Origin of the sequence: Myxococcus hansupus (assembly GCF_000280925.3) — a bacterium.
Classification (GTDB): domain Bacteria; phylum Myxococcota; class Myxococcia; order Myxococcales; family Myxococcaceae; genus Myxococcus; species Myxococcus hansupus.
In genome coordinates this window covers 2,972,519-2,989,089 of record NZ_CP012109.1, presented here as the reverse complement: position 1 = coordinate 2,989,089, position 16,571 = coordinate 2,972,519, and the positions used below count along the sequence as shown (strand labels likewise).

Annotated in this window: 10 protein-coding genes; 3 read left to right on the top strand and 7 right to left on the bottom strand. The window is 71.2% G+C overall.

From position 1 onward, the window contains the following. The first annotated feature begins 29 nt into the window (after nucleotides 1-29). Together A176_RS11870 and A176_RS11865 are read left to right on the top strand one after the other, a co-directional pair. Entirely contained in the window at nucleotides 30-1,295 is a 1,266-nt protein-coding gene (locus A176_RS11870) for a saccharopine dehydrogenase family protein (RefSeq protein WP_002639430.1), read from the top strand. Nucleotides 1,296-1,336: 41 nt separating this feature from the next. Beyond that, the gene (locus tag A176_RS11865; RefSeq protein ID WP_021780897.1) at nucleotides 1,337-1,765 is read left to right on the top strand and encodes a hypothetical protein; all 429 of its coding nucleotides are present in this window, start codon (nucleotides 1,337-1,339) and stop codon (nucleotides 1,763-1,765) included. 78 nt (nucleotides 1,766-1,843) lie between these two features. Here A176_RS11865 and A176_RS11860 read toward each other — a convergent pair whose 3' ends face one another. Continuing rightward, complete coding sequence (locus tag A176_RS11860) at nucleotides 1,844-3,199, bottom strand: GspE/PulE/PilB domain-containing protein (RefSeq protein ID WP_002639432.1); 1,356 nt, start codon at nucleotides 3,197-3,199, stop codon at nucleotides 1,844-1,846. A 63-nt stretch (nucleotides 3,200-3,262) separates the two neighbouring features. Next, the gene (locus A176_RS11855) at nucleotides 3,263-3,649 is read right to left on the bottom strand and encodes a VOC family protein (protein WP_002639433.1); all 387 of its coding nucleotides are present in this window, start codon (nucleotides 3,647-3,649) and stop codon (nucleotides 3,263-3,265) included. Nucleotides 3,650-3,661: 12 nt separating this feature from the next. Here A176_RS11855 and A176_RS11850 point away from each other — a divergent pair, with 12 nt between their 5' ends. Further along, nucleotides 3,662-5,050: a DUF4388 domain-containing protein gene (locus A176_RS11850; RefSeq protein WP_002639434.1), complete on the top strand. Its 1,389-nt coding sequence runs from the start codon at nucleotides 3,662-3,664 to the stop codon at nucleotides 5,048-5,050. A 5-nt stretch (nucleotides 5,051-5,055) separates the two neighbouring features. Here the strand turns inward: A176_RS11850 and A176_RS11845 are convergent, their stop codons facing one another. From A176_RS11845 to A176_RS11825, 5 genes are all read right to left on the bottom strand, one after another. Continuing rightward, complete coding sequence (locus A176_RS11845) at nucleotides 5,056-8,148, bottom strand: hypothetical protein (RefSeq protein ID WP_002639435.1); 3,093 nt, start codon at nucleotides 8,146-8,148, stop codon at nucleotides 5,056-5,058. 9 nt (nucleotides 8,149-8,157) lie between these two features. After that, complete coding sequence (locus A176_RS11840; RefSeq protein ID WP_002639436.1) at nucleotides 8,158-11,754, bottom strand: hypothetical protein; 3,597 nt, start codon at nucleotides 11,752-11,754, stop codon at nucleotides 8,158-8,160. Next, complete coding sequence (locus A176_RS11835) at nucleotides 11,751-13,652, bottom strand: hypothetical protein (protein ID WP_002639437.1); 1,902 nt, start codon at nucleotides 13,650-13,652, stop codon at nucleotides 11,751-11,753. Before A176_RS11835 ends, A176_RS11840 begins: the two co-directional genes overlap by 4 nt. Nucleotides 13,653-13,688: 36 nt before the next feature. Then, a complete protein-coding gene (locus A176_RS11830) occupies nucleotides 13,689-15,344 on the bottom strand; it encodes a TolB family protein (RefSeq protein WP_021780896.1) in 1,656 nt (551 codons plus the stop codon). A gap of 249 nt (nucleotides 15,345-15,593) precedes the next feature. Next, nucleotides 15,594-16,556, bottom strand: a complete 963-nt coding sequence (locus A176_RS11825; RefSeq protein ID WP_002639439.1) for a FecR domain-containing protein — start codon at nucleotides 16,554-16,556, stop codon at nucleotides 15,594-15,596. Nucleotides 16,557-16,571 lie beyond the last annotated feature (15 nt).

Below are 16,571 nucleotides of genomic sequence, written 5' to 3'. Positions count from 1 at the left end.
CCAGGCGGTGGGACAAGACTCCCGCGCCCATGAGCAAGCCGACCGCTGAGTTCGACATCGTCGTCTGGGGTGCCACGGGCTTCACCGGACGGCTGGTGGCCGAGTACCTCGCGAAGACGCAGGACACGCATCGCGCGCGGTGGGCCCTCGCGGGCCGCGACCTGGGCAAGCTGGAGAAGGTTCGCCAGGGGCTGACGGCCATTGCCCCCGCCTTCTCCGAGCTGCCGCTGCTCGTCGCGGATGCACGGGATGCCGCGTCGCTGGACGCCCTGGTGCCGCGCACCCGCGTCGTCTGCACCACGGTGGGCCCCTATGCGCGCTATGGCAGCGAGCTCGTCGCCGCCTGCGTCCGGGCGGGCGTCAGCTACTGCGACCTCACCGGGGAAGTGCAGTGGATGCGCCGCATGATTGATGCGCACCACGAAGCGGCCCAGAAGACGGGCGCCCGCATCGTGCACACCTGCGGCTTCGATTCGATTCCGTCCGACCTGGGCGTGTTGATGATGCAGCACCACATGCGCGAGGCGCACGGGGGCCACCTGGATGGCGTCCGCCTCTACATGGGTCCCATGCGCGGCGGCGCCAGCGGCGGAACGGCTGCGAGCATGCTGCAAGCCATGGAGGATGCATCGACGGACCGGCAGGTCCGGAAGACCATGGCGCACCCGCATGGCTTGGACCCCGTCCCCGGCCCGTGGCGCCCCGAGTCGCGCGATGCGTTTGGCGTCCACTACAGCCAGGAGGTGGGCCAGTGGACGGGGCCCTTCTTCATGGCGTCGGTCAACACGCGCGTCGTCCGGCGCAGCAACGCGTTGCTGGGCCACCCCTGGGGTGAGGGCTTCCGGTACGCGGAGGTCGCCAGCTACGGCACGGGGCCCAAGGGCCTGCTGACCGCCACGGGTGTGACGGTGGGCATCCTGGGTGGCTTCGTCGCCGCGGCGCAGGTGAAGCCGCTGCGCAAGCTGCTGGAGACGAAGGTGCTCCCCGCGCCGGGAGAAGGCCCCTCGGCGGAGGCGCGTGAAAAGGGCTTTTTCGTCGCGCGCCTCATGGGCGAGGGCACCTCGGCCAAGACGGGGAAGCAGGTGCGCGTGAAGGGCAAGGTGGCGGCGCAGGGAGACCCGGGCTACGCGGCCACGGCGCGTATGCTCTCCGAGTCCGCGCTGAGCCTCGCGTTCGATGACGTCCCCAAGAAGGGCGGCGGCGTCCTCACTCCGGCGTCCTGCATGGGCATGAAGCTGGTGGAACGGCTGCGCCGCGCGGGCATGACGTTCGAGGTGGAGACGCTCCCCGCCTGAGCGGCTTTGGCGCAAGTCCGGGTACCATCCAAGCCACGACCATGCACGCCCCCCTTGATGAACTGCAAATCGCGGCCCTCATTTCGTCTTCCGCGGGGATCTTCTCCATCGCGAGCTTCGTGCAAGCCACGGTGAGCGGTTGGCGGCGCCTCGCGAAGCGATACTCCGCAGGCGAGTTCGAACCGGACCGGCGGAAGTACCTCGTCTGGGCACGGGTAGGTCGGGTCACCTACCAGCACTACATCACCGTCGGTGGCGACGAGAGAGGCCTCTACCTCGCTCCGCTCTACGTCTTGCGGATGTTCCATACCCCGCTCCTCATTCCCTGGTCTGACATCCAGGTGAGGACGAGGAAGCTCCACTTCTTCATGAACGTCGACATCCTCGACCTCGGAGAGGGGCTCCCCCAGCTTCGTATTGAGTCCGAAGCGCTGGATCCCTTTCTGGCGTACCTGCCGTCCGCTGCATGACGGCGCCACTTCACCTCGTCGCGAGCATGTGACGCGGCATGGGCGTTCGGTAGCGCCGAACGCCGCGAACGCATCCCCCTACGCGCTCTTCCGGCGCCGCATCATCGCCTCGTACGAGCGGTTCACGCTCTGCGAGAGGATGAGCAGCTCCCCCACGTCGGGCGGCGTGAGCTGGTCGGGGCCGTTGTCCACGTAGAGCAGGTGGACGACCTTGCCGCGCACCAGCAGCGGGAGGATGACGGCCGTCGTCGGGAAACCGCCGCCCATCAACTTGTAGAACACGCCCATGGCCGCATCACGGCGCACCGGGCCGATGTAGTGCGACCGCGTGTCACGCACGAGCCGGAACGTCGACTGCTCGCGCAGCGGCACGCCGATGCGCCGCACCACCGCGTCGCGCACACCCTTGCCCATGCCGTGCCAGCCCGTCACGAGGCTGCCCTGCACCGACAGCAGGAGGTTGCGCTTCCACTTGCCCAGCGCGAAGCGAAGCACCGTGCGCGCCACGTCCTCGCGGTCCGAGCTGCGCGCGAGCTCCGCCTGCGCCTCCGCGAAGGTGAGCGGCGTCGGAGGAGGCTCCGGCGCACGAGGCGGCTGCACGGGGGCCGTGGCCTCCGCCCCACCCAGCGCGGCGTCCATCTGCGCGGCCGCCGGCACCTGCGCCATGGGCGGCGGAACCACGATGCCACCCACGGGAGGCGGCGCCATGCCCCCCAGCGGAGGGGCCACGGGCGGCCGGGCCGCGACCTGCGGCGGCATGGGCGGCGCCACCGGGGCCTGGGCCACCGGAGCCATCGGCGCGGGCTCCAGCACCTCCACGCCGGTGATGATCTCCTCCTCGCCCAGGTCCGAGTCGTCGTAGTCCGCGCCACCGCGCAGCGCGGAGGCGTAGACGGACTGAAACTCCTCCTCGCTCATCAGGTCGGGCGGCTTCTCCTCCGCCTTCGCCAATTCAGCCGGGGAGCCCGGTGCGGGCCGCAGCCGCACCGCGTTCATGTCGATGGCGCGCAGCGGCCGGAACGCCTTGCAGTACCGGCGCAGCAGTTGGTTCATCCGGAACTCGGGGATGACCACCGGCACCACGCGCTTGCCTGTCCGGAACGCGATCGCGTCCAGCGTCGCGAAGTCGTGCGGGTTGACCACGGCGAGGCTCAGCCGCGTCGCGTCCACCCGCATGGGCAGGTACTCCTTGTCGTCCGCGTGGTTCGGGGAGACCAGCTCCATCGCCTTCGGGTCGGGCACCATCTCCCCGGACGCGAACGCGCTGTTGTGAAGCTTCCCCAGCGTCTTCGACAGGTCCTGCTCTGTCAGCAGCCCCAGCTCCACCAGGTTGGTGCCCAGCCGCCCGCCATGCACCACCTGGGCTTCGAGCGCTTCCTCGAGCCCGTCGGCGGAGACGAGACCATCCTTCAGGAGCTGTTCACCCAGGCGCATGGGGCCGCTTGTAGCCGTGCCCCATCCCACTCCGCAAGCACACCCGCACCCGCGCCGGGCGTCCTAGTCCTCCGGGTGATGACTCAGCGCCACGCGGTTCCCCTCCGGGTCCCGGACGTACACGGACCACCGGGTCTCGTGCTCCAGTGGCACCCCCGCCAGGGAGAAGGTCTCCACGACCCCAGCCCGGGCGGCCTTGGGAATCCGGAACGCGAGCATCAGCAGTCCCGGCGCGTCATGACGGAACGACGTGGACGCGGGTTCCCCGCCCGCCGCCTCGATGGCCAGGAAGCCGCCCCCTGGCACGCCGACCCAGATGCTCCGGAGAGAGCCATCCGCACGGAGATGCCGGGTCAACTCGGGAAAGCCCAGCAGGTCCCTGTAGAACCCGGTGACGCGTTCGATGTCCTTCGCCTGGATGGCCACGTGGTGGAAGCCCTGAACGTCCATGACGCGGATGCTATGGTCTGCGCGCCCATGGCGCGACTGCTCATCGTCGAAGACAACCACGAGCTGGCCTCCCTCATCGTCGCCATGGCGCAAAGCCGTGGCCACGAGGCGCAGGCCGCCTCCACCGGCGAGGCCGCGTTGGAGTCGCTCGGTCCGAACACCCGGTGGGACGCCGCGCTGGTGGACCTGCTGCTCCCCGACATCCGAGGCAGCGAGGTGCTGGCCGCGCTGCGAGCCCATGGCATCCCCGCCCTCGCGGTGAGCGGCGTGTACAAGGGCGACCGCTTCGCCCAGGAAGCCGTGCAGGTCCACGGGGCCCGCGCCTTCTTCGAAAAGCCGTTCGACCTCATCACCGTCATGGAGGCCCTGGAGCAGGCCGGTGGCGTGTCCCCCCAACCGCGCGCTCCCCCGCCCATCGCGGAGAGCGTGCTGTTGGACGAGCTGCTCGACGCCGAGGACCTCATCGTGCTGGAAGAGTTTCCCCCCGAGTCCGGAGGCTCCTCCGAGCCCCTTCAAGTCGTCCCCAGCACGGATCCCCTCCCGGAGCCCTCCGACGCGGAGCACGCCCTCCCCCTGCCCTTCGGCATGCGCGAGAAGGTGTGGAGCGAGACGGCCACGCCCTCCGAGCCCCCGCCGCCCCGGCGCGCGCTGCCCACGTGGTCGCTCGGCGGCGAGCTGAAGGAGACGTCCGTCCCGAGGCTGCTCAACGCGTACTACGAGGCGCGCCACCACGGGGAGCTGAAGCTCCAGCAAGGCGCGGTGCTCAAGGTCGTCTATTTCGAATCCGGCAACATCGTGTACGCCGCGTCCAATCTGGCCGCGGAGCGCTTCGGCCGCTTCTGCGCCCGCCGCGGCGTGCTGCCCGAGTCGCAACTGCCGGAAGTCGCCGCCTACGCGAAGGAGCACGGCCTGCGCACGGGCGAGGCCATGATTCGCATGGGCCTGATTGACGCCGCCCAGCGCAAGCAGTTGCTCGAGGAGCAGGTGAAGGACATCGTCGCGTCCACCTTCGCCTGGAAGGAAGGCGGCTTTGGCTTCAGCGCCATGCGGCCCCGCCGCACGGACCTGGTGAAGCTGTCCGTCTTCCCCGGCGACCTGGTGCTGGAAGGCGTGGCGAAGACGGAGACACTGGTGGCCCTGCGCCAGCACATGCCGCGCTCGCGGCGCCTGTTCCCCACCGCCGACGCCCCGTATGGCCTGCACGAGTTGAAGCTCGAGGGCCCCCAGGCGCTGGTGCTGGCCTACGCGGATGGCAGCAAGACAGTGGAGGATCTGCTCACGCTCACGGACCTGTCCGAGCGCCAGACGCTGGCCACGCTGCGCGCGCTGGAGCTGCTCGGCATCCTGGAGGAGCGGCCCGACACGCCGAGCCGCCGCCACCGCATCAGCTTCGGCCTGTAGCCGCGCTACTTCCGGCGGCGCAGCACCCGCGTCAGCGCCAGCAGTCCGAACAGCGCCACCCCGGAGCCGCCGCCCGAGCAGCCGCAGCTCTGCGCCGGCGGAGGCACCGAGGCCTCCCCCGACACCGGCACGCCGTTGAGGGACATCTCGCCGCCCAGCTTCGGCGTGGCCAGCAGCGGCACGCGGCCCACGTAGGACAGCGTGCGCGTCCCTCGCGCGGGCAACCGCACGTCGACCACCGCGAAGCCGCCCTCCACCGCCTGGGTCTCCACGTCGACGCCGTCCAGCTTCACACTGCCGGGCACCCACTCCAGCCCGTCCACATGCTCCACGTAGCGCAGCGTGCCCACTTCGCACTCGGACGTATTGCGCAGCTCCACCAACACGCCCACCAGCCCCTTCTCCGACGCGGAGGGCGCCTCCGTCGTGTGCCGCACGTCCACGAAGCGCTCGGCGGTGATGGGCACCACATGGTCGGTCGCGGCCGAGTTGCCCCCACCCGCATCCGCGAGGACGCGCAGGGTGATGGACTGGCCCACCAGTTCCTCCAGCGCCGTGTCACGCGTGCTCACCGTGACGGTCCGCCCGGACAGGGACGCTTCCACCAGCGCGGGCCCGCCCACCTGAGACCAGGAGACGGCCACGTCGCCGCAAGCGTTCGCGGGAATCGTCTGCGTCAGCGTGGTGCTCGCTCCGGAGCCGCATCGCGCCACCAGTGCGCCGGCTTCGAGCGCCCCCAGCTCCGCGGGCAGCGGCTGGTTGGACAGCTCCGTTTCAGCACGGCCACCTTCCTGCACGGTGCCGCTGCTGTCGTCGAAGAGCTCGCCACGGATGCGGTAGGACTCCGCGGTGCAGGAGCGCGGCAACTGAGGACGCCACGTCCCGGGCACCGGAACCACGTCCGTGGCCAACGCCTCACCGCTCTGCGTCTCCACGAATACCCGCGCCTTCAATGCCCGGGCCTCCACGCAGTTGAGCGACGTGTCCAGGAAGACGTCCACCTGCCCGTCTCCCGAGGGCGTCACCCCCAGCTCCAGCGTGCCCGAACTCACATCCTCCAGCGACGGCTCCACCACCACGCGCACCTGGGCCTCGGGGCCGTCCTGCACGCCGCCCCCGGTGACGGGGATGCGGTTCTTCGCGGCGAACGACAGCGTCGCGAGGCTGCAGTCCGCCGCCTCCACGCGCAGGCGCTCGCTGGACACGGGCGCGTCCAGCGTCACCGGCGCGCCGTCCGCGGTCCTCACGGTGATTCCCGAAGGCAAGCCCGAGCCCGGCTCCGACAGCGACCACTCGGTCTCGATGGCCGGCAGCCCTGGCGTGCCGGAGCAGGTGTGCAACGTATCGGGGGCCAGCTCCACGCTCGCGCCTGGACCGGACATCAGGCGGCGCACCGCCCCTGCTCCGAAAGGCGCCAGCGGCCGGCCCCACGGAGCGACGTCCACGGTGAAGAGCGTCGGCGCACTGGAGGGCAGCCCTCCCTCGTCCAGGCCTCGAAGCTCGTACGAATAGCTGACCCCCGAGGCCTGACACAGCACCTCTGGCGGGGTGAAGCTGGCCTGCGCGCCGCCCGAGTGCGTGAGAAGGGGAGCACCCGACTGTCCCGCCACGGGCTCCCACGTGTAGGTCACCGACGGGCATTCCTCGACCACGGGCTGCGCGGTGAACACCTGCGGGGCGCCCGACGCAATCGTCGAAGCGCGCTGAGGCGTCACGCTCGGCCGCTGGGGGCCCTGCACATTCAGCACGCGAAACGAGACGACGGCCTCCCTGTCGTGCGCCGCCAGTCCATCCGACGCGAACACGTGCAACTGGCCGTCTTCGTCCCGGCAGACGGGCCGCTGCGGAATCAGCGTCACGTCGAGTTCATCGGGACGCTCGACCGTGTTGACGGCGAGCAGCCCCGCGGAGGCGCTGTCATCCACCGAGACGCGCACCGCATCGAAGTCGGCGTCCGTCGCAGTGAATCGAGCCGTCGCGGTCCCGGTCTCCTCGACGAGGATGGGCGTGTTCCCCACGTCGAGCACCGGCGCGTTCACGTTGGAGTACGACACGACGTTGAAGCCCGGCTGGTCCAGGATGAACACGCAGTAGGACGAATCCACGCAGGACACTTCCAGCGGGGCCGCCACGGGCGAGCCCGGGAGCGCCGAGCCGTCGAACGCGGGATGGACTCGCCACTGGAGGCCCGCTCGCTCCGCGCTGGAGCCAGGCACGGCGCCCAGCACCACCGGCTCGCCATTCGCGCCTTGTCCCACGGCGAGCCCGAAGCCCTCGCCCCGGACGCTCCCATTCCCGGTGTTCACGTCCACCGAGGTGATGCGGACGGGCTGCCCGTCCGGGAGCATCACGGGTTCGAACATCGTCCCGCTCGGGTCGAGCGCGCCCCGGAAGAGCCCGTCGTCATTGCCGAACAAAGCGATGGGGTACGGCCCATCCCCCGCGAAGAGGTCCACCGTCCGCGGTGACAGCGTCGTCAGCAACGGCGGCACGACCATCTGCGCCTGACGCTGGTCCCGCGTGTACCAGAGGAGCTCCGTGCGCGAGTGCCCCGTGACGCTGAAGAGCGCGTGCGGCGCGCCATCCTGCGTCTCCACCACGCTCAGGACATCGGTCGGAGACATCAACCCCGCGTCGATGGCCAGGGGCGTCCACGGCGTGGGGCCCATCACCACGCCCTGAGACGCGGTGAGCAGCGTCAACCCACCATCGGAGAGCGCCACCGCCGCGTAGCCCGTGCCCGACGGCGTGTGCTTCATCCGCCGGACGCCCACCACCGTGCTCACCGGGTCTGGCGGGATGATGTTGCCTGCCGCGCGGCAGTTCTCGTGGCTGATGATGTCGCCCGAGCGCACGACGACGGCGAAGCACCCCGCGGGAGACAGGAACGTGCCGAAGACGTCCGAGTGCAGGAAGAGGAGGGACTGCGTCCCCGAGCCCCGGTGCAGCTCGGTTTGATTCGTCGTCGAGACCGCGTAGACACCCGGGGCGAAGACGTCCACCGACCGGGCGATGCCCGGCACCTCCGTGACGTCCCATTCCGCGTGGGCCGCGGTGGCCACACCCAAGCAGAGGCTGATGACGAGGTGGGGACGCACGACTCGCTCCTAATAGGCCACTTCGGCTCGAAGGTAGAGCCGGTCCTGATTGTCTGACGAGCCGGGCTCCAGCCCCAAACCGCTGAACCCCAGAAGTGTGTACCCGGTGGCCAATCGCAGCCGCTCGTCCACCCGATAGGCGACTTCCGCACGCACCGCCGTCAGCCGCTCCCCTTCAGGAGACGCGGTCCGACGGGCCAGCTCGGCACCTACCTCCAACCCGCCCACCACACGCACCGCGGGGCGAAGCGTGCCCGTCCACACCCACCGTGAGGCGTCCTCCACGCTGGAGCGGCCCGCATGCAGCCCCGCCGCCACGGAGAGCCGGTCTCCCAGGCGGACGGCTGGCAGCAGGGAGAAGGTCTGCAAGGCCCTGTCACCGAACGCGGACCGGAGCCCCGGCAGCAGCTCGCGGGTGATGCCGTAGCGCGCCACCACCAGCCAGGGTCCAGGCCGCCAGGCCAGGGCGGCATAGCCTTCCACCAACCGCGTCTCCAGCACGTCCGAGTTGACGGTGCGCGCGAAGTCCAGCCGCCCGGAGGCCGTCACGTCCTCCAGCAACTGCGCCTGCGCCGCCAGCGCCACCACCGCCTGGAGCCGGTCCACGGGGGCGGAGGAGCCTCGCTCCAACGTGCCCTCTTCCCGGCGCAGCTCCACCCGGCCGTCCACACGAAGGCGCGGCAAGACGAGCTGACCGAACACACCGCCCGCTTCACGCTCCAGGGGACTGTCCACGTCCAGCAGGCTGCGCACGCCCCGCTCGTACCGGGCACCCACGCTGAAGCCGCCCGTGAGCTGCTGCTGGAAACCCACCGCGCGCGCCAGCCGGACGGCCGTGGCGTCATGGGAACCCACGTCCTCCACGAAGAGCGCCGTGCCACTCGCCGGAAGCTCCGTGCGCGCGCCCGTCACCGTGCGGCCCGCGCCGTAGTCGGGCCCGTCCACATCCACGGAGTATCCGCCATAGAACACGTCCTGGCCCCGCCTCGACTCGAGGTTGGCCCAGGCACGCGGTCCCAGCTCCGGTCCCCAGCCGCCGGACACACCCGCCCGTGTGTCGCGGTCCACTTCCACGTCCACGCCCACGGAGGTGAAGGTGTCATCGAAGCGCCCCGGGCCCTCGCCGTGGAGCGCCAGCGCTTGCCGGTGCGCCGCGCGCAGGCGCAAACGGTCCCAGACCCGCAGCGAGCCACTCACGCCCGCGGAGGTTCGGCCACCGGACAACGCCGGGCCCACGCCCGCGACCTGGGCGGCGCGCAGACGGGCATCACGGACCTCCAGGCCCACGCCCCACCGCGACTCCTCCCAGCCCACGCCCGCCCCGAGCACCTGCGCGGAGAACGGCGAGTCCACGAAGGGCTCACGCGGGTCGGCCGAGCGCCGCTCATCCGCCAGCAGCGTCAGCCGCAGCCGTCCGAAGGGCTGCTTCATCCGGAGCGACGACTGCCGGAACATCGCGACGTCGGTGTGCGAGCCGTCGGAGAAGCCGCGCCCGCGCAGCCGGAATGCCGCGTCCACCGTCCCCTCGCCCGAGAGCCCCGGTCCGTGAAGCTGGAGGCTCACGGCTTCGGCGCCCGTGCCCGCGTCCGGCCGGGGCCGGAGGAAGCTGAGGCCACCGTCATCGGACACGCCGAAGAAGGACGCGTCCACGGCCGTGCCTCGGCTGGACGCCACTTCGGCCGCGACGCGCCAGGCGCCCAGCGCCGTGCTCGCGCGTCCCGTGTACAGCGTATACGGGCGCCCTTCCCGGCCCTCGCGCACCGCGCCCACGCCCAGCCGCGCACCGCGCCACTCGGCCCACACTTCACCGCCGACCGAATCGCCACCGTCCGCGAGCCGCAGCGCCGCGTAGTCCACCACCAGCACCGGCTCCGGCGTCTCCGTGGGAGAGCCGGTCCGCAACCAGGCGTCGCCCGCGAGGAAGGACAACGGCCGCGCGAGCAGGATGCGTCCGGCGAAGTAGTCGATGTCGTAGTCGACGCCGCGAATGAGGTGCCGCTCGCCCAGGGGCAGGCCGGTGACGCCGTCGCGCAGCTCCACGCGCACCAGCTCCGAGCCCTCCGCCACCGACGCCGCGCCCAGGTAGTACAGGCTGCCGCCCGTGGCGCGCAGCTCCTCGTGCGCGGGCACCGCGGACACCTGCCGCACCGGGTCCGTCAGGCTTCCACCGAATGCATTCACGCCCACGCGCGCCGACTCCTGGCCCGCCTGGAGCTCCGCGTAGGGACCGAAGAGCGGCCGGTGGTAGCGGCCCACCTCGCGGTCCTGAATCAGCGCGCGGTAGGTGCCCAGACCCGCGCGCCCCAGCTCCGCGTGCCGAGCCTCGAACCGGAGCCGCGACTCCGTGGCGTTGGGCGTCAGCGACACCGAGTCGTCGCCCCACTCCGCTGGCGCGAGGTCTGGATCCGCGGCCCGGTCGAAGCGCTCGGGCACACGCGGCCGCAGCCAATCCGGGAGGCCGGCGCCCTTCAACGTGCGCCCATCGGTGTCACGCAGGTCCAGCTCGCCCACGAGGTCCACCGCGCCCAGCCGCAGCTCCGCGTGAGCGGAGCCACGTCCACGAAGCTGCACATCGCCGGTGGCCGGTGCGTACGTCGCCTCCACGTCCAACAACCCCACCGCGAAGGACCGGACCGCGGCGGTCATCTCCAGCGTCTCGTCGCGCGGCGCCTCCTCCGGCAACGTCACGCGAAGCTTCACGGTGTTGAGGCCCGGCGACAGCACCACGGGGACATCGACGCGGCCTTCCGGCCCCAGCACCACGTCCCCGCTCGGAGCGCCAACACGCGTCCCCGCGGGCGCCTCCACGCGCACCCGTGCGAGTCCGCTGGCCGCGGGCGAATCCCGGCCCGAAGGCAACTGAAGCGTCGCCACAGGCAACATCGGCCGGGGTGCCACCAGCCACCCACCCTCGCGCGACACCACGTCCACGCGCTGACGGAACAACCGAACCTGCCCCTCCGGAGACGTCGCGGTGATGGGCAGCCTGTTCTCTCCGCCCACCAGCGGCACCTGCGCCTGCCACGCGCCCTTCTCGTCCACCTGGGCCGCCACGCCCGCCACGGTGACGCGGTCGCCCGCCGACGCCTGTCCCGCCACGCGGAAGCGGACCGCGCCCTCCCCCGTCACGACCTCCGCCACCGGAGGCGCCTCGGTGAAGGAGAGGCGCACGGGCGCCGCCGCCACGGCCACATCGCGTACGGCGAAGTCCTGGAGCACGACGGCGCCCCACGGCACCTCGAGCGTCGCGGCCTCGGGACTCACGCGGTGGGTGACCGGCAACGAGCGCGTGTCCACCTTCAACCGGTGACGCCCTGGCCGCAGGTGCAGCCCGCCCACCGCATCCGGCACCCGCGCGTCCACGCCGGTGATGTGGAAGCGGCCCTGCGCGTCCGTGCGGACATCCCGGCCCGTGGTGAGCACCAGCCGGACATGGGCCAGGCCCGGCTCGTCCACGCCACACAGCCCGTCGCCATCGAGGTCCTGGCACACGCGGCCCGCGATGGTGGACGCCTGCGAGGCCGTGTCCAGCGACAGGGCCTGGGCCCACGCGCCCATGGGCACGAGCCACAGGGCGGCGGCGAGACACGCCAGCGCGGCCCTCATGGACGGACCTCCGCCAGCGCCGTCACGCCCGTGGCCACGTCCGCGACGGAGACACTCACCGGCCCGGCGGCGCGCACGGTGAACGACGTGCGGCCCTCCTGCGTCACCTCGTCCGTCCTCGCGCCCGTGGACAGCGAGACGAACACGTTCCGTCCCGAAAGCACCTGCCCGCTCGCGTCCTCCACCCAGTACGTCACGCGAGGACCGGCCACCTGCATCCGCACGTTCACCGGCACCGCGGGCGCCAGCCGCACGGGCTGCGCCACGAAGGAAGGCACCAGGGGACGCTCCATCGGGAAGACAGGCCCGTCCGCGCCCAGCACATGCACCGTCCGCGTCAGCCCCGTCCACACCGCATGCGCGAGCTCCACCTTGCCCGGAAGCGCGGGGCCCAGCCGCACCGTTCCGTCGACGCCCGTCACCACCTCATGGCCATCCACGCGCAGCGCCTGCGCGGGCACCGGCAGCCCCGCCAGGTCCGAGACGCCCGCGTACAGCGAGCCCTCCGCCAGCCACACGCGAAGGCGCGCGGGCTCGCTCCCCGAAGGCCCCCAGGCCCGGGCTCGTAGCTCCACTTCGCCCGCGTCGCCCTCCGCGGGAATCGACCACGTGCTGGTGAAGGTCCCCGGCGGCGCTTCCACCGGCGCCGAGAACTCGCCAACGGGCGCGTTCAACTCCACCGTCGAACCCGGACGCGGACGCTCGAACGCATCACGCGCCGACACCGTCACATGCGTGCGCGCGCCACGGTGGACCAGCGACTCCTCCACGCTCACGAGGCTCTCCACCGCCGGTCCCTGCACCAGCTCCAGCGCCGGGGACTCGCGCGAGCCGGGCCCGCGCTGGGGCCACGCGGCCTCGATGCGCTCCTCGGCCGTCAGCGTGCGCGGCGCGGTGTAGCGCCACTCCAGCAACCCGCCCGGCGCGCGCGTGGGGCCACGCAACGTGCCGTGGCGCGCCTGCGCGGTGACGCGCGCGTCCTCCACGGGCGCGCCCATCGCATCGCTCGTCGCGCAGACGAGCCGGGCCTGGGACACGCCATCCGCGGGCAGCCGCTGCGGCTGGAGCACACACGCCAGGCCATCCGTGGGAGGCAGCCGCAGGTCGATGGGCATCCGCCGCACGTTGCCGACCTTGTCCACCACCCGGCCCTGCCCGATGCGATGCCCGGGGGGCACGATGATGGGCACGCGGAAGCGGCCGTCGTGTCCCGCGACCACCGGGCCAAACGTCTGCCCCGCGATGTCGATGGCAATCTCCGCGTCCGGCTCCGTCGTGCCCGGCAGGTTCACCGCCGCGGCCAGCGGCACGAGCACCCGGCCGTACGCGCCATGAATCGACTGCGGGCTGGGCCACGCGGAGAACGCCACCAGGATGGCCACTTCGGGATAACGCGTGTCCGGCAGGACATACCGCGCGCGATACGTGCCCGGTCCGGTGCGCTCCAACCCCTCCACGCGCCCCACGCTCACGCGCACCACCGGCGGCGCGCCGCTGTCATCCGCGGTGCCATCCGGCCGGACCATGCGCACCGTGAGCTGGGCCTCCTTGTCCTTCCCCTTCACGGGCGCGGGAGGCTCCAGCGACAACCGGACGTCGGCCGCCTGCGGGCCCAGGATGTAGCGCGCGTGGGCCTCCAGCCCGTCCACGCGCGCCTGCACCGCCACCTCGCGCGCGCCCGGCCGAGGCACCACCACGAACGTGTGCAGCGGCGGCTGGGCCTCACCACCCCGCGCTTCCGCGCCTTCGACGGACAGCGTGGGCGGGCTCATCGGGATGGGGCGCCCCGCTGCATCCCTGCGGACCACTGCCACGGGGAAGCCATCCGGCGCCACGGCGGACGACGGCCCGAGAATCTCGAGCGTGTCCGCCCAGGCCGGGGCACACAGCAGCAGCAATCCGAAGAGGAGAAACCGGTTCAGGGCCGTGTCAGTCTACAGGGCACCGTCGCCACGTCGAAGCGCCTTCGCACGACGGGGACGCAGCAATCCGGCCAGCAACAGGATCACCCCGGAAAGCGTTATCGGACCACCGCCGGTGCTACAGCCCCGAAGCCCCGCATCCCGCACCGGCCCCTCGGGAATGAAGGTCATCGGAGACACCGGCGCGGACGAAGATGACACCGGCTTGAGTGCGAACCCCGGAATGACGGTGGCGTCGGTGGGTGTCCCCGACAGGGGTTGACACACCCTCGGCGGGCCATACACGCGGATCCGAAACGCGCTCCCAGGTCTGCCGGAGATGAGCGCCGTCAGCGAGTTGTGCCCATCCAACGGTGCACGCGTCGCCACGCGCGGCACGCCCGGCTTGAAACGCGACGGGTCCACCAGCTCCCGACCGTTGAGCCACACCCAGCCCGCGGTGGAGTCCTCGCCGTTGTAGCCGTTGTCCACGCACAACACGCCGTCACCGGTGCCCGCGAAGCCGAGCGCCACGCCATTGGGCTGACCGCTCGTTCGCGCGACCTCCAGCGACGCGAGCATCGGCCAGTCACCGGGCCGCGCGCAGACCTCCGCGGGCACCGCCGGCTCCACCGGCGCGAGCTTGCAGCCGGGCTCGTCATCCAGCTTGAAGGTGAAGGCGTGGACGTTGAAGTCCCCGTTCTGCGACACGGTCCACACCACGCGCACCGTGCCGTCCGCGTCCACGCTCAGGTCGGTGAGGCTCTCGTTCTCAGGCGTGTTCGTGATGGCGTAGAGCGTCTCCGTGTTCATGTCGTAGAGCACGATGTCGAAGTCGTTCTTCGCCGGGTCCCTCCGCTCGAAGGCAATCAAGGAGCCGCTGATGCTGGGGTTCGCGTCCATCCCCGGCAGCGCCAGTCGCTGCTCCGTGCCCCCATTCAGCGGCTTCCAGTAGATGTCCCGGTCCGTCACGCCGTCGAGCGTGCGCGTGCTCGCGTAGACGGCCACCTCGCCGTTGGTGTCCGGATGGGACTCCTCGCCTTCGCTGCCCGTGAGCGCTTGCGACGTGAAGCCGTTGGCGCCTCGCCGGGCCTGCCAGATGTCGCAGCGCAAACCCTGCTCGTCGCACTTGGCCCAGACCACCGTCGCGCCATCCGGCGACACAGCGGGCGTGCGGTCATGGAACGTGTCGTCCGTGAGGCGCGTGAGCGTGCCGTGGTCCAAGTCAAACGCGGCGATCTCCGGCTGCGACGTCACGCCGGTGTAGCCGAAGTCCTGCCACGCGACGGTGCGGCCACCAATCACCGCGGAGCGGCGACTGCTGCCCGCTTCCGGCGCCAGCTCCCGGGCCACCGTGTCCGAGCCCACGTCGAAGACGTAGATGGCGCTCGACGTACTCACCCGCGTGAAGACGATGGTGCTGCCCGAGATATCCGACACGAAGTCGAACGCGCCCTCGTTCGGGATGGCCGCGTCCGTGGAGGTCCGCAGGTCGTGGTAGCGAATCTCGCTCGTGCCCCGAGACTCGTTCGTGTACGCCACCCACGGCCCGCTGACGTGAGGGTCCGTCTGGTCTCCCGGGCCTCCGGCGACGACGTGGAGGGTGCCCGTCAACGTTCTCGGCGCGGGGGTGGTTGCGAGCGCCAACGGAGGAAGCAGCCAACAACTCAGGGCCAGTGTCCGCAGCATCGGATAGGTCCTCCGGGGGTTCGAATCGATGACCCACTTCCGCCCTGCACAAGGCGCAGTGGGACCGGACCCGTCCGGTGCTGACTTCCCACGGCGGTCACGGCCGGCCAGACATCAGGCCCCGCGGCTTTGCGCACCGGGGCTTTCGCCCGGGATTGCCCTTGAACAGGAACGACTCCTACCCGAAGTCTAGGAAGCCCCCTCGACGTGGGTCAAGGCGAACACCCGCTCGTACACTTGCCTGCTGTGTCAGTCGTCGCGCGCCTGATTCCAGATGTTCTCGGTATCCGTCTTCAGCGGCGGAGGCGTCGTGTCGACCACGACGTCCTGACGCTCCTGCTGCTTCGTGCGACCGACGCCAAAGGCCTGCACATCCACGGTGTTGCGGCCTTCTCGGAGGATCACCTTTCGCTGGAAGTTTCCCTCCGCATCGGACTTCACGGTGACACCACCGACCTCCACGCGACTGCCCGGCGTTGCTTGTCCGCGCACCACGAGCTCGCGCTCGCGGCGGGTGCGCTCGTTGGGCCAGTCCACCTTGAGCAGCAAGCTGGTGGGCACTGGTGACGGTTCCGACGGCGCCTGTCCTGGACGCACGACGGCCTGCTGACCCGCGCGGACGATGACGACCTTGCCCTGCCCCACGAGGGTGACTTCGCCCTCGCGCGTGCCCACCGCGACGGTGCCCTCGCCGTTGTTGCTCATGGTGAAGGCGCCCGCCTGCTGCAACGTGGCCGTCGCATCCGAGTTCGCGGCCTTCACCTCGAACGTGTGCCGCTGCCCGGGGCGGACGACCGCGGTGGCCATACCGCGAGAGAGCAGGATGCGAGACAGCGACTCCGTCAGCGCGTCCACGGAGATTTCGGTGGCGGGGTCGATGTTTACTTCCACGGATTCGCCGCCAATCAGCTTGGCGTACGAGCCGTCATCCGTGCGCACCCGCTCATCCTGGCGCAGCGCCATGCCCACGGAGGCCTCGCGCCACGAGCCGTCCGTGTTCCACACCTCCACCTTGCCGGAGACCTGCGTCAGCTCCAGTTGCAACTGACGCGGCGCCACGGGCGCCGCGGCGACAGGCGGCGCGACGGGAGGCGGCGGTGGCGGAGGCGGCTGACGCAAGAAGACGAACCACCCCACCGGCAGCGCCGCGAGAATCAGCACGAGGCCGATGAGGAACGGCGCCTGACGGCGCGATGGACGGGAATCAGCCATGGACGTCTCGCTAGC